Source organism: Streptomyces polyrhachis, from assembly GCF_042663125.1.
In the GTDB taxonomy this organism is placed as follows: Bacteria; Actinomycetota; Actinomycetes; order Streptomycetales; family Streptomycetaceae; genus Streptomyces; species Streptomyces polyrhachii.
In genome coordinates this window covers 64,386-77,722 of the sequence record NZ_JBHSZO010000030.1, presented here as the reverse complement: position 1 = coordinate 77,722, position 13,337 = coordinate 64,386, and the positions used below count along the sequence as shown (strand labels likewise).

Genomic DNA, 13,337 nt, shown 5'->3' with positions numbered 1-13,337 from the left:
GCGCCCGCCACACCCGCCGTCACCACACCCGCGGCCACCGCGGACCGCTGATCGCTCACCATCCGCGCAACGTAGCAGCGCACCCGCCGCCGCGCCCCCCGATAACGGCGCACCGGCCGCCGACCCGCCGAAAAACCGTCCGCCGCGCGCCCGTTGGAGGTGTTCACCCCGACGCCACGCCGCACGGGCCCCGCCGCCACGTACGATGCGCGAATGGCTGATCTGACGGAAACCTCGCCCGGCTGGCTCGCCCCCGACGACCTTGAGTCGGCCCGCGCCCAGATGCCCATCCTCTACGTCGACGCCATCCCGGTGCGCGTCGACGACGCGGGGGAGGTCACCCGCGTCGGACTGCTGCTGCGTATCGGCGCGGACGGCACCGTCAGCCGTGCCCTGGTCTCCGGCCGCGTACTGCACCACGAGCGCGTCCGCGACGCCCTGCTGCGCCACCTGGAGAAGGACCTCGGCCCCGTAGCCCTGCCCCGCATCCCCACCTCGGTGCAGCCCTTCACCATCGCCGAGTACTTCCCCACCCAGGGCATGACCCCGTACTACGACCCCCGCCAGCACGCCGTCTCCCTGGCCTACGTGGTGCCGGTCACCGGCGACTGCCGGCCCCGCCAGGACGCCATCGACCTGGAGTGGTTCACCCCGCAGGAGGCCGCCTCCCCCCTCGTGCAGCAGGAGATGACCGGCGGCCACGGCCATCTGCTGAAGCAGGCCCTCGCCCACGTCGGATTCGTCGGCTGACGGCGTGGTGCGCCGCCGGGGGAGGGCCTGTCGAGTCCCCGCCCCCGAAGAGATATCTTGATGTCAAGCAATTGACGAAGACGATGTGAGCGGAGCACCCGGTGACTGACTCGACCTCGACCATCATCTATACGCACACCGACGAGGCCCCGGCCCTGGCCACGTACTCCTTCCTCCCGGTGGTCCGGTCCTACGCCGCAGCGGCCGGCGTGGGCGTCGAGACCCGGGACATCTCCCTCGCGGGCCGCATCATCGCGAGCTTCCCCGAGTACCTGGCGCCGGAGCAGCGCGTCGGCGACGCCCTCGCGGAGCTGGGCGAGCTGGCGAAGACGCCCGCGGCCAACATCATCAAGCTGCCGAACATCTCGGCCTCCATCCCGCAGCTCAAGGCCGCCGTCGCCGAGCTGCAGGCCCAGGGCTACGCCCTGCCGGCCTACCCCGACGACCCGAAGACCGACGAGGAGCGCGAGGTCCGCGCCCGCTACGACAAGGTCAAGGGCTCCGCCGTCAACCCGGTGCTGCGCGAGGGCAACTCCGACCGCCGCGCGCCGGCCTCGGTGAAGAACTACGCCAAGACCCACCCGCACCGCATGGGCGCCTGGACCCCCGAGTCCAAGACCAACGTCGCCACCATGGGCGCGGACGACTTCCGCTCCACCGAGCGGTCCGCCACCATCGCCGCCGACGGCTCGCTGCGCATCGAACTGGTGGGCGCCGACGGCACCACCACCGTGCTGCGCGAGTCCGTCCCCGTCCTGGCCGGCGAGGTCGTCGACGCCTCCGTGATGCGCGCCGCCGCCCTGGACGCCTTCATCGCCGAGCAGATCGCCCGCGCCAAGGCCGAGGGCGTGCTCTTCTCCGTGCACCTGAAGGCCACGATGATGAAGGTCTCCGACCCCATCGTCTTCGGCCATGTGGTGCGAGCCTTCTTCCCCCGCACCTTCGAGCAGTACGGCGAGACGCTGGCCGCCGCCGGCCTCTCCGCCAACGACGGCCTCGGCGCCATCCTCAAGGGCCTCGACGCCCTCCCCGAGGGCGCGGCGGTCAAGGCGTCCTTCGACGCCGAGCTGGCCGAGGGCCCGGCGCTGGCCATGGTCGACTCCGACAAGGGCATCACCAACCTGCACGTCCCCTCCGACGTGATCGTGGACGCCTCCATGCCGGCCATGATCCGCACCTCGGGCCACATGTGGGGCCCCGACGGCCAGGAGGCCGACACCCTCGCCGTCCTGCCCGACTCCAGCTACTCCGGCGTCTACCAGGCCGTCATCGACGACTGCCGCGCCCACGGCGCCCTGGACCCCGCCACCATCGGCTCCGTGCCCAACGTGGGCCTGATGGCGCAGAAGGCCGAGGAGTACGGCAGCCACGACAAGACCTTCGAGATCCCGGCCGACGGCACCGTCCGCCTGGTCGACACCGCCGGGAACACCGTCCTGGAGCAGCCCGTCTCCGCCGGCGACATCTTCCGCGCCTGCCAGACCAAGGACGCCCCGATCCGCGACTGGGTCAAGCTGGCCGTCACCCGCGCCCGCGCCACCGGCGCCCCGGCCGTGTTCTGGCTGGACGCCGAGCGCGCGCACGACGCCGAGCTGATCAAGAAGGTCGAGGCGTACCTCGCCGAGCACGACACCGAGGGGCTGACCATCAAGGTCCTCCCGCCGGTCGAGGCCACCGCGTACTCCCTGGAGCGCATCCGCCGCGGCGAGGACACCATCTCGGTGACCGGCAACGTGCTGCGCGACTACCTCACCGACCTCTTCCCCATCCTGGAGCTGGGCACCAGCGCCAAGATGCTCTCGGTGGTCCCGCTGATGAACGGCGGCGGCCTCTTCGAGACGGGCGCCGGCGGCTCCGCCCCCAAGCACGTGCAGCAGCTGGTCAAGGAGAACTACCTGCGCTGGGACTCCCTGGGTGAGTTCTTCGCGCTGGTCCCGGCGCTGGAGCAGTACGCCGCCACCACCGGCAACACCAGCGCCAAGGTCCTCGCGGACGCCCTCGACCGCGCGACGGCGACCTTCCTCAACGAGGACAAGTCCCCCACCCGCCGCGTCGGCGGCATCGACAACCGCGGCAGCCACTTCTACCTCGCCCTGTACTGGGCGCAGGAGCTGGCCGCGCAGAGCCAGGACGCGGAGCTGGCGAAGTCCTTCGCCCCGCTGGCCGAGGCGCTCGCCGGCAACGAGGACGCCATCGTCGCCGAGCTGCTCGCGGTCCAGGGCTCCCCGGCCGACATCGGCGGCTACTACCAGCCCGACCCGGCCAAGGCGGAGGCCGTCATGCGCCCGTCGGCCACCTTCAACGAGGCCCTGAAGAAGCTCGTCTGACCCGGCGCTCTTCCACCGCCCCGCCCCGTCCGGCACCCCGCCGGGCGGGGCGGCGGCGTCTCTCCCCCCGCAGCGGTGCGGTCCGCCCGGGTGGCGTAGTCCGGCTTACCCGGCAGGACGGGCTTCCCCCAGACTTGGGCGAGGGAGGCAGCCAACCAGATGTCCGGACGCACAGCGCGCGCAGGCGCCCGTACCGTGGCCGGGCAGGTCTTCCTGATCCAGGTCGTCATCATCGTCTGCCTGGTCGCCGCCGCCACCGCCGCGCTCCTCCTCCAGGCCCGCTCGGCCGGCGACCGCAACGCCCGCGACCGCTCCCGGGCCGCCGCCGAGAGCTTCGCCGCCTCGCCGGGGCTCGACGAGGCGCTCCGGGCCGACGACCCCACCCTCCTCCTCCAGGCCCACGCCGAGCGCGCCCGCATCCGCTCCCACGTCGACTTCGTGGACGTCGTCTCCCTCGACGGCGTCTGCTACACCCACCCCCAGCAGGCCTGCCTCGACGGCTACTTCACCCGCGACCTCGACCCCGGCCGGGCCGGGCGCAGCGTCACCGAGCGCGTCGACGGCAGCCTCGGCCCGATGGTGCAGGCCACCGCGCCCGTCCGCGACGAGCGCGGCCATGTCGTCGGCCTGGTCTCCGCCGGGGTCACCCTCGAACACGTCGGCGAGTCCGTACGCGACCAGCTGCCCCTCCTGCTGGGCGTCGCCGCCGGCGTACTGGCGCTCGCCACCGCCGGCGCCGCCGTCCTCGGCCGCCGCCTCAGCCGCGTCACCCACGGCCTGGGCCCCGCCGAGATGGCCCGGGTGTACGAGCACCACGACGCGGTGCTGCACGTCGTCCGCGAGGGCGTGCTGATCGTCTCCGGCGGCGGCCGGGTGCTGCTGGCCAACGACGAGGCGCGCCGGCTGCTCTCCCTCCCGCCGGACGTCGAGGGCAGCCCGGTGGCGGACCTCCCCGTCGATGCGCCGCTGTCCACCCTGCTGGCCTCCGGGGACACCGCCACCGACGAGGTGTACGAGGTCGGCTCGCAGCTGCTCACCGTCAGCCAGCGCCCCACCGACCGCGGCGGCGGCCCGCCCGGCTCCGTGACCACCCTGCGCGACACCACGGAGCTGCGCGCCCAGGCGTACCGGGCCGAGACGGCGCGCGGCCGGCTGCGGCTGCTGCACGACGCCGGCTCGGAGGTCGGCACGACGCTGGACGTGGCCCGTACCTGCCGGGAGCTGGCGGACTTCGCCGCCGCGCGCTTCGCCGACCGGGCCACCGTCGACCTGCGTCCGCCCGTACTGCGCGGGCAGGAGCCGGCCGACGGGGACACGGCGGTGGAGCGGGTCGCGCAGAGCGGGCCGCCGCAGGCTGAGGGGGCTGAGGGGGCTGAGGGGGTACGCCTCGCCGTGCCGCTGCGGGCGCGGGGGAAGGTGCTGGGGGAGGCGGTGTTCTGGCGCTCGGGGGAGGGCGCCGCCTTCGAGGAGGAGGACGTCTCCCTCGCCGAGGAGCTGGGCACCCGCGCCGCGGTGAGCATCGACAACGCCCGCCGCTACACCCGCGAGCGCACCATGGCCGTCACCCTCCAGGAGAGCCTGCTGCCCCACCGGCTGCCGGAGGCGGACGCGGTGGAGGCCGCCTCGCGCTATCTGCCGGCCACCGCCGGGCACGGGCCGCTGGGCGGGGTCGGGGGCGACTGGTTCGACATCATCCCGCTGCCCGGCGCCCGGGTGGGCTTCGTGGTCGGCGACGTGGTGGGGCACGGGCTGCACGCGGCGGCGACGATGGGACGGCTGCGCACCGCCGTGCACAACTTCGCCAGCCTCGACCTGCCGCCCGACGAACTCCTGTGGTACCTGGACGAGTTGGTCGCCCGGATCGACCAGGACGAGCGACCCACCGGCGAGGAGACGGCCGTCACCGGCGCCACCTGCGTCTACGCGGTCTACGACCCGCTCACCGGCGTGTGCTCCCTGGCCCGCGCCGGCCATCTGCAGCCCGTGTGGATCCACCCCGACGGCACCGCCGAGTTCGCCGACGTGCCGGGCGGGCCGCCGCTCGGACTCGGCGGGCTGCCGTTCGAGACGCAGGAGGTGCGGCCCGAGCCGGGCAGCGGGCTGGCGCTCTACACCGACGGGCTCGTCGAGGACCGCCACCGCGACATCGACGAGGGGCTGGCGATGCTGCTGGCCGCGTTCTCCGGGCACCCGGACCGTACGCCCGAGCGGACCTGCGACGACGTCCTGGCGGCGATGCTGCCCGAGCGGCCGGCCGACGACGTGGCGCTGCTGGTGGCCCGGCTGGGGCGGCTGGGCGCGGACCGCAGCGTGGAGTGGGAGGTGGAGCCCGAGCCGGCGGCGGTCGCGCGGGTGCGGTCGGACGCGGCGGCGGTGCTCACCGAATGGGGGCTGGGGGAGGAGGTGTTCACGGCGGAGCTGATCCTCAGCGAACTCGTCACCAACGCCATCCGCTACACCGGGCGCCCGATCACGGTCCGGCTGATCCGGGCCCGCTGCCTGATCTGCGAGGTCTGGGACAGCAGCCTCACCTCCCCCCACCTGCGCCAGGCCGCGACCACCGACGAGGGCGGGCGCGGGCTGTTCCTGGTCGCGAAGCTCTCCGAGCGCTGGGGGACGCGCTACACGCCGCGCGGGAAGGTGATCTGGGCGGAGCTGCCACTGCCGGCGGAGGACGGGGACGGAGCCCCGTGCGAGAAGCCGGGGGGCGAGCCGGACGCCGGCGGTGGGAGCGGGGCCGGGGGAGGGGTGTAGTCCCCCGGCGTATACGGAGGTGGCGCTTCCTGTTGACGGGCCTCCCCACGCGTGGTCTCTTCGGGCGTTGACCGTACGACCACCGTCACGCCGGAGGCCCGATGTCGCGCTCGCGTACCGGACGGCTGCTGCTGTTCGGACTTGCCCTGCTCACCGCCGCGTTCGGACTGCCGGCGTCCACCGCCGGGGCCAAGTCCCCGCAGGGCGGGGGGTATTCGGCCGTCATCCGCTACACCGAGCACGGCATTCCGCACATCGTCGCCGCCGGCTACGCCGATCTGGGCTTCGGCACCGGCTGGGCGCAGGCCGCCGACCAGGTGTGCCCGCTGGCCGACACCTTCGTGACCCTGCGCGGGGAGCGCTCACGCCACTTCGGGGCCGACGGGCCGACCGACACCGCGCTCTCCTCCGCCTCCGGCAACCTCGCCAGCGACCTCTACTTCCGGGGCGTCCGCGAGGCAGGCACCGTGGAGGAGCTCTTCGCCCAGAAAGCCCCCGCCGGACCCAGTCGTGAGATGCGCGCGATGGTGCGGGGCTGGGCGGCCGGCTACAACGCCTGGCTGGCGCAACGGGAGATCACCGACCCCGCCTGCAAGGACGCCGACTGGGTGCGTCCCGTCACCGAACTCGACGTCGCCTTCCGCTCCTACGCCCTGGCCGTCCTCGGCGGGCACGGCATGAGCGTGGACGGCATCACCGCCGCCCGACCGCCCACGACGGCGGGCGCGGCCCCGCCCGCGGCGCCGGCACCGGACCAGGCCGCCGACGCGGCCCGCCGCGCCCTGGACAACGGGGAGGCGGCCATGGGCTCCAACGCGGTGGCCTTCCACGGCGCCACCACCGCGAACGGCCGCGGACTCCTCCTGGGCAACCCGCACTACCCCTGGCACGGCGGGCGCCGCTTCTGGCAGTCGCAGCAGACCATCCCCGGCGAACTGAACGCCGCCGGCGGCTCCCTCCTGGGCGCCGTCAGCATCTCCATCGGCCACAACTCCGCCGTCGCCTGGAGCCACACCGTCGCCACCGGCGTCCCCGCCAACCTCCACCAGCTCACCCTCGACCCCGCCGACCCCACCGCCTACCTGGTGGACGGCAGGTCCGAGCGGATGACCAGGCGCACCGTCACGGTCGAGACGAAGGACGGCCCGCCCGTCACCCGCAGCCAGTGGTGGACCCGCTACGGACCCGTCCTCACCGCCTTCGGGCGCCAACTCCCGCTGCCGTGGACCGCGTCCACCGCCTACGCCCTCAACGACCCCAACGCCGCCAACCTCCGCGCCGCCGACACCGCGCTCGGCTTCAGCCGCGCCCGCAGCACCGCCGACATCCGCGACGCCCTGCGCCGTACCCAGGGCCTGCCCTGGGTCAACACCGTCGCCGCCGACCGCGCCGGCCGTACGCTCTTCACCCAGTCGCAGGTACTGCCCCGTATCACCGAGGAGTTGGCCGCCCGCTGCTCCACCCCGCTGGGCCGCGCCGTCTACCCCGCCTCCGGCCTGGCGATCCTCGACGGCTCCCGTACGGACTGCGCGCCGGGCTCCGACCCGGACGCGGTACAGCCGGGCATCTTCGGGCCGTCGCGGATGCCGACGCTGGTGGACGCCCCTTACGCAGTCAACTCCAACGACAGCGCGTGGCTCGCCAACCCCCGGCAGCCGCTGACCGGTTACGAGCGCGTCTTCGGCGACCAGGGCACGCAGCGCTCGATGCGCACCCGGGGCGGACTGGAGGACGTGGCCGCGCTGGCCGAGCGCGGCGGGCTGACGGTCGCCGACCTGCAGCACCAGCAGTTCACCACCGGCAACCGGGCCCACGCCGGCCACCTCGCCGCCCGCGATCTGGCGGCGGCATGCGCCGCACTGCCCGGCGGCATGGCAACCGCGGGCGACGGAAGCCCGGTCGACGTCTCCGGCGCCTGCCCGGTGCTGCGCGACTGGGACCGCACCATGCTGACGGGCAGCCGGGGCGCGCTGCTCTTCGACCGCTTCTGGCGCAGGGCGGCGCCGCTGGGCGCGGCCCAGCTCTGGAAGACGCCCTTCGACCCGGCCGACCCGGTCCGTACCCCCCACACCCTCAACACCGCCTCACCCGGGGTGCTCCGCGCCCTCGCCGACGCGGTGGCGGAGCTCGGTGCGGCGGGCATCGCGCTCGACTCCCCGCTGGGGGAGCACCAGTTCGTGGTCCGCAACGGCACGCGCATCCCCGTCCCCGGCGGCACGGAGAGCCTCGGCGTCTGGAACAAGGTCGAGCCGCGCTGGAACCCGGCCGAGGGCGGCTACCCGGAGGTCACCACCGGCTCCAGCTACATCCAGGCGGTCGGCTGGGACGCCACGCAGTGCCCCGTCGCCCGCACGCTCCTCACCTACTCCCAGTCCGCCAACCCCAACTCGCCGTACTACAGCGACCAGACGGAGAAGTTCTCCCAGGGCCGCTGGGTGACACCGCCGTTCTGCGAACGCGACATCCGGCACGCACCGGGCCTGCGGGTGGTGCGGGTGCACGACTGAGCCGGCGTCGTAGGGCATACGGGTCGTAGGGCGTACGGGCGGGTGGGGTACGGGCCTCAGACCGGCGCCCCACCCGTCGGCGTCAGCCAGAAGGGGTCGCCGCCCCAGACCGATGCCTCGTCCACGAACGGGCGCAGCAGCGACAGGAGTTCGGGGTCCGCCGTGGCCGCCAGCTCGTCCGAGGCGAGCTTGCGGGCCGTGCCCGCGAGGAAGTCCGCGAGCTGGATGCGGGGGTCCGTGTCCGGGTCGGTGAAGCGCAGGGCCGCCAGGCGGGTGCCCGTGCGGGCGCGCAGCCACGCCAGGCGGTCCTCCGTGAGGGTGTTCTGGCGGTCGTGGGCGATCGTCACCGGGCGGTCCGGGGCGCTCCAGTACGTGACCGTGGCCGCCAGCGCGGGCAGGAAGGGGTCCAGGACGGGGACGGTCGCGGGAGCCTGCGGCAGCCGGGCGCGGAACGCCTCGGCGTGGGGGCGGGCGCGCACCATCGCGTCCAGCAGGGTGTCCATGCCGTTCATGCCGTTCATGCCGTTCATGCCGTCCAGGGCGTCCAGACCGTCCGGGTGGCCCGGGTCCCCTCCCGCCGCCCGCGCGGCCGGGGTCCGCAGCGCCGCCAGCCGGGCGTAGAAGGCGTCGACCGGGGACTCCTCCTGCGTCCTGACGCGCATCAGATCGCCGGTCGCGCGCAGGAAGTCCCGCCACCGGGTGGGCTCGACGTCCCCCGAGCGGCCCGCCCGGTACAGCAGCCGCGCCGCGTCCGCACGGCCGGCGCCGTCCTCCCCGGGCAGCAGCAGCTCCGTGAGCCGCAGCAGCGCGAAGTACACCTTGTCCGTCAGGTGCACGTGCGCCCGCCCGTACAGCGGGCCCTCCTCGGACAGCAGCCAGACCAGCGCGTCGCGGTGCTTGGAGCGCAGGAAGTGGTTCGCCTTGTACTGCGTGGCCGGGGAGCGGATCAATTCCCGCGCGTGGACGAGGTGTTCGGCGGCGAGGGCGAGGGGCATCCGCACACCGGCATGGGCGAACACGTCCGTGTTCCCGCCGATGAGGTTCTCCCCGTCGGCCCCCGACTCGTCACAGACGATCTCCAAGGGGTCGCTCACCAGGACAGCTGACCATCCCGGGGGGTGGGGGTGTCAACTGCTTTGCCCCGGCCCTTCGCACGCCACTGCGAATCGATCAACTCCCGCTCATGGATCGGATGTTCGGAGACGGCTGGGACGGCAGGGACTCCCGGGGCAGCCGTCCGTGGCGTCCTTCCGGCGCGGGGCGCCGCAGCGGTTAGGGTGGTGGGCCGCGGGGGGAGAACCGGCCCGGTCTACGGGTCCGGGGGAGCTACACCGAAGGCAGCGTTCAAATGATCACCACCATCCGCAAGGCCGCCCGCGGCGCCCGTCCCACCGCGGGGACGGCCTGGTGAGCGACTGTGGAGCCCTCGACCGGCTGCTCGGCGCCGGCCCCGCCGCCGCCGTGCTGGAGCGCCTGGCCGGCGACCTCGTCGCCGCCGACCGGCTGACCCCCGGCCGCGCCCGCGACCTGGTCTGCGCGCGGGCCTGCGCGGGCGACCCGCTGCTGCTGGCCGCCGCCGGCCAGACCTGGGTGCTGGAGGACGACGTCGACATCGACGACGCCCCCGCGATGCGCCTCGCCGTCCACGCCCGGCTGTCGGCGCCGCCGCGCGTCATCGTCTCCGACGCGGACGTGCCGGGCGTGGACGGCGAGCTGGACGAACTCCTGCTGGAGGTCCTGGAGTTCTACCGGCTGGAGTCCTGGCACCCCGACCTGCTGCCGGTGGCGCCCGGCGCTACCGGGTGACCAGCGGGCAGCTGTTGACCAGGTCACCCGAAGGGGGCCGGGCGACCGTGCCGCTCGCCGGCGGCGGCGTGCGCTCCTCCACCCACGCCGTCAGCGCGTCGAAGGCCGTGAGGTAGCACGGCAGCATCGGGCGCAGCCGGTCGGGGTAGGCGTCGTAGAGGCTGTCGACGTGGGTGCCGTCCTCGACGGTGTAGTAGCGGTGCAGCGCGCCGCGCCGCTGCTCGCGGACCATCCGCGCGTAGACGTCGGAGTCGGTCGCGATCGGCAGCAGCGCGTCCTTCGTGCCGTGCAGGGTGAGCATCGGCCTGCCGATCCTCCCGGTGAGCGAGACCCGTTCGATCGCCTGCCGTACGGACCGGGGCCGCGCGCTGTGGTCGTAGGCCGCGTCCGAGGCGCAGGGCGCCAGGATCTCCGCCGTGGTGGAGCCCGCCGAGGGGCCGGGGCAGGCGGGGTCGTAGCCGGGGTCGAACTCGGCACGGTAGATCTTCTGCGTCAGGCCCCAGTAGACACTCTGGTGGTAGGGCCACAGGAACTCCGAGCCGGGCGCGAAGCCCGCCGCGTACATCTGCGCGTCGCCCGCCTGCCCCAACTGCCGTGCCACGGCGGTGGGAAGGTAGGTGAAGAGGTTCGGCGCGTCCGGCCGCCAGAGCGCGCCCTCCCAGTCCACGCCGCCGTCGTACAGCCAGGGGCGGTTCTCCAGCTGCCAGCGGGTGAGGTATCCGCCGTTGGAGATCCCCGTCATGTACGTGCGCCGGGGGGTACTGCCGTACGCCTGCCGCAGGACTGCCTTCGCGGCGACGGTGAGCTGCGTGGTGCGGTGGTTCCACTCCGCCACCGCGTCGCCGGGCCGCTCGCCGTCGGTGTAGAAGTCCACCCCGTTGTTGCCCTTGTCGGTGGAGGCGAACGCATAGCCCTGCGCGAGCACTTGATCGGAGATGAGGCCGTCCAGCGAGTACTGCTTGCGCACCCCGGGCGCCCCCGTGACGACCAGTTTGCCGTTCCAGTGCTCGGGCAGCCGGATGACGAACTGCGCGTCGTGGTTCCAGCCGTGCGTGGTGTTCAGCCGCGAGCTGTCGGGGAAGTAGCCGTCGACCTGGATACCGGGCACGCCCGTGGGACGCACCGTGTCCTTCGCGGCGAGCGAGGTCCAGTCGGCGGCGTCGGTGTACGGGGTGCCTGCCAGCGCGGCGGTGGTCAGATCAGGCAGACAGGCGCTGACCTGGTACTCCGCACCGGGCACGTCGATACGGCCTTGCCCGGCGCACGAACGCTCCGCGCCGGCGGCCGGCGCGGAGCCCTGCACGGTGAGCGCGAGCAGTACCGCGCCCACCAGGGCCGGTCCGGTTCTGGGACGCATGGGTTTCCTCTCCTGGATGGATCTCATTGGCTGGGTCTCATGGGACGGATCTCATGGGATGGGTCTCATCGGCTGGGTCTCATCGGCTGGGTCCCGTGCTGCTTCCCGCGGCCGGGGGAGGACTGCTCACTCCTCGAACCGCGCCCGCAGCACCTTCTTGTCGAACTTCCCGGTCCCGGTCCGCGGGACGGCCGCCACCACCTCGATGCGCTCCGGCAGCTGCCACCGCGCGAACCCGGCCCCCGCCAGGTGCTCGCGCACCGCGTCCAGGGTGAGCGCGGCGCCCGGCCGCAACACCAGGCAGACCAGGGGCCGTTCCTGCCACCGCTCGTCGGGTACGGCGACCACGGCCGCCTCCGCCACCTCGGGCATCGCCATCACGGCGGACTCCATGTCGACCGAGGAGATCCACTCCCCGCCCGACTTGATGAGGTCCTTGGCCCGGTCGGCGATGACGATGTAGCCGTCCGGTGAGCCGACCGCGATGTCGCCGGTACGGAACCAGCCGTCCTCGGTGAAGGCCGCGGCCCCCTCCTCGCCGAGATAGGCGTCGGCCACCCAGGGGCCCCGTACGACCAGGTCGCCCATGGTCTCGTCGTCCCAGGGCAGCGAGCGGCCCGCCTCGTCGCGGATGTCCACCTGCACGCCCGGCAGCGGCAGTCCGGCCCGGGTGCGCACCGAGGCCGCGAGGCGCTCGTCGCCCCAGTCGCGCATGTGGTGCTTGGGCCGGGCGAGGGTGGCCAGCGGCGAGGTCTCCGTCATGCCCCAGATCTGCACCAGCTCGATGCCCGACTCCCGCTGGTAGCGCTCGATCAGCGCCGCCGGCGGCCGGGCCCCGCCGCACAGCAGGTGCCGCAGTTCCGGCAGCCCGCCCCGGCGCGCGATCTCGTCCGCCACCGCCATCCACACCGTCGGCACCCCGGCGGAGACCGTCACCCGCTCCCGGGCCATCAGCTCCACCAGCGCCGCCGGATCCAGCGGACCGGCGGCGAAGACCTGCTTGGCGCCGAACGGCGTGGCGGTGTAGGGCACCCCCCAGGCGTTGGCGTGGAACATCGGCACCACCGGCAGCACGCAGTCACCGGGCCCGATGGCCATCCCCGCCTGCGAGGCGGCGGCCAGCGCGTGCAGCACGGTGGAACGGTGCGTGTAGAGCACGCCCTTGGGCCGCCCCGTGGTGCCGGAGGTGTAGCACAGGCCCAGCGGCGCACGCTCGTCGATCGGCCGCTCCTCGTAGAACTCCGGTGCGGCGGCGAGGAGTTCCTCGTACGCGACCACCCCCGGCAGCGTCGTCTGCGGCACCCGGTCGGCCAGGACGACGAGTCGGCGCACCCCGCGCAGCCCGCCGCGCGCAGCGACCTCCTCCAGCAGCGGCAGCAGGTCGGGGTCGACGAGGATCGCCTCGTCCCCCGCGTGGCCGATGATGTACGCCAGATCGTCCGGCGAGAGCCGCAGGTTGAGCGTGTGCAGCACCCGGCCGGTGCAGGGCACCGCCCAGTACGCCTCCAGATGGCGGTAGGTGTTCCACGCCAGCGTCGCCACCCGGGCGTCCGGGGAGAGCCCGAGCGCGTCCAGCGCGTGCATGAGGCGCTGCGCGCGCCGGCCGAACTCCGCGTAGGTGTAGCGGTGCACCAGCCCGTCGGGGAAGCGCGTCACCACCTCCGTGTCGCGGAAGTACCGGGGGGCGTGCGGGAAGAGCAGCCAGGCGTTGAGCGGAGTGTCCATCATTGCCATGCGGCACATCGTCAGCGCACGGCAGCCGCGCGGCCACGGAGCGGAGCCACACACCCGCGGCGCGCGCAGTGGGGCACACGTCCATACCCGCGCCCGGCACCC

8 protein-coding genes are annotated in these 13,337 nt (G+C 73.8%); 5 read left to right on the top strand and 3 right to left on the bottom strand.

The features are described 5' to 3' along the window. The first annotated feature begins 213 nt into the window (after positions 1 to 213). The 4 genes from ACFQLX_RS18920 (at position 214) to ACFQLX_RS18905 (ending at position 8,338) form a co-directional block, all read left to right on the top strand. On the top strand, positions 214 to 750 hold the full coding sequence (locus ACFQLX_RS18920) for an NUDIX hydrolase family protein (protein ID WP_386416754.1): 537 nt from the start codon (positions 214 to 216) through the stop codon (positions 748 to 750). 101 nt (positions 751 to 851) lie between these two features. After that, positions 852 to 3,077: an NADP-dependent isocitrate dehydrogenase gene (locus ACFQLX_RS18915; RefSeq protein ID WP_386416753.1), complete on the top strand. Its 2,226-nt coding sequence runs from the start codon at positions 852 to 854 to the stop codon at positions 3,075 to 3,077. Between the two features lie 159 nt (positions 3,078 to 3,236). Further along, positions 3,237 to 5,831: a SpoIIE family protein phosphatase gene (locus ACFQLX_RS18910; RefSeq protein ID WP_386416751.1), complete on the top strand. Its 2,595-nt coding sequence runs from the start codon at positions 3,237 to 3,239 to the stop codon at positions 5,829 to 5,831. Positions 5,832 to 5,932: 101 nt separating this feature from the next. Continuing rightward, positions 5,933 to 8,338 (top strand): penicillin acylase family protein, encoded by a 2,406-nt coding sequence (locus ACFQLX_RS18905; protein ID WP_386416750.1) that lies wholly within the window; start codon positions 5,933 to 5,935, stop codon positions 8,336 to 8,338. A 56-nt stretch (positions 8,339 to 8,394) separates the two neighbouring features. Here ACFQLX_RS18905 and ACFQLX_RS18900 read toward each other — a convergent pair whose 3' ends face one another. After that, the gene (locus tag ACFQLX_RS18900; protein ID WP_386416748.1) at positions 8,395 to 9,432 is read right to left on the bottom strand and encodes a hypothetical protein; all 1,038 of its coding nucleotides are present in this window, start codon (positions 9,430 to 9,432) and stop codon (positions 8,395 to 8,397) included. A 313-nt stretch (positions 9,433 to 9,745) separates the two neighbouring features. On the opposite strand from ACFQLX_RS18900, the gene ACFQLX_RS18895 reads away from it, so the two are divergent. After that, positions 9,746 to 10,144 carry a hypothetical protein gene (locus tag ACFQLX_RS18895; protein ID WP_386416746.1) on the top strand — a complete coding sequence of 133 codons (399 nt, stop codon included), beginning with the start codon at positions 9,746 to 9,748 and terminating at the stop codon, positions 10,142 to 10,144. Here ACFQLX_RS18895 and ACFQLX_RS18890 read toward each other — a convergent pair. Continuing rightward, entirely contained in the window at positions 10,134 to 11,501 is a 1,368-nt protein-coding gene (locus ACFQLX_RS18890) for a tannase/feruloyl esterase family alpha/beta hydrolase (protein ID WP_386416744.1), read from the bottom strand. The two genes, ACFQLX_RS18895 and ACFQLX_RS18890, sit on opposite strands and share 11 nt — an antisense overlap. A 126-nt stretch (positions 11,502 to 11,627) precedes the next feature. Continuing rightward, on the bottom strand, positions 11,628 to 13,235 hold the full coding sequence (locus ACFQLX_RS18885) for a long-chain-fatty-acid--CoA ligase (RefSeq protein ID WP_386416742.1): 1,608 nt from the start codon (positions 13,233 to 13,235) through the stop codon (positions 11,628 to 11,630). Positions 13,236 to 13,337: the final 102 nt, after the last annotated feature.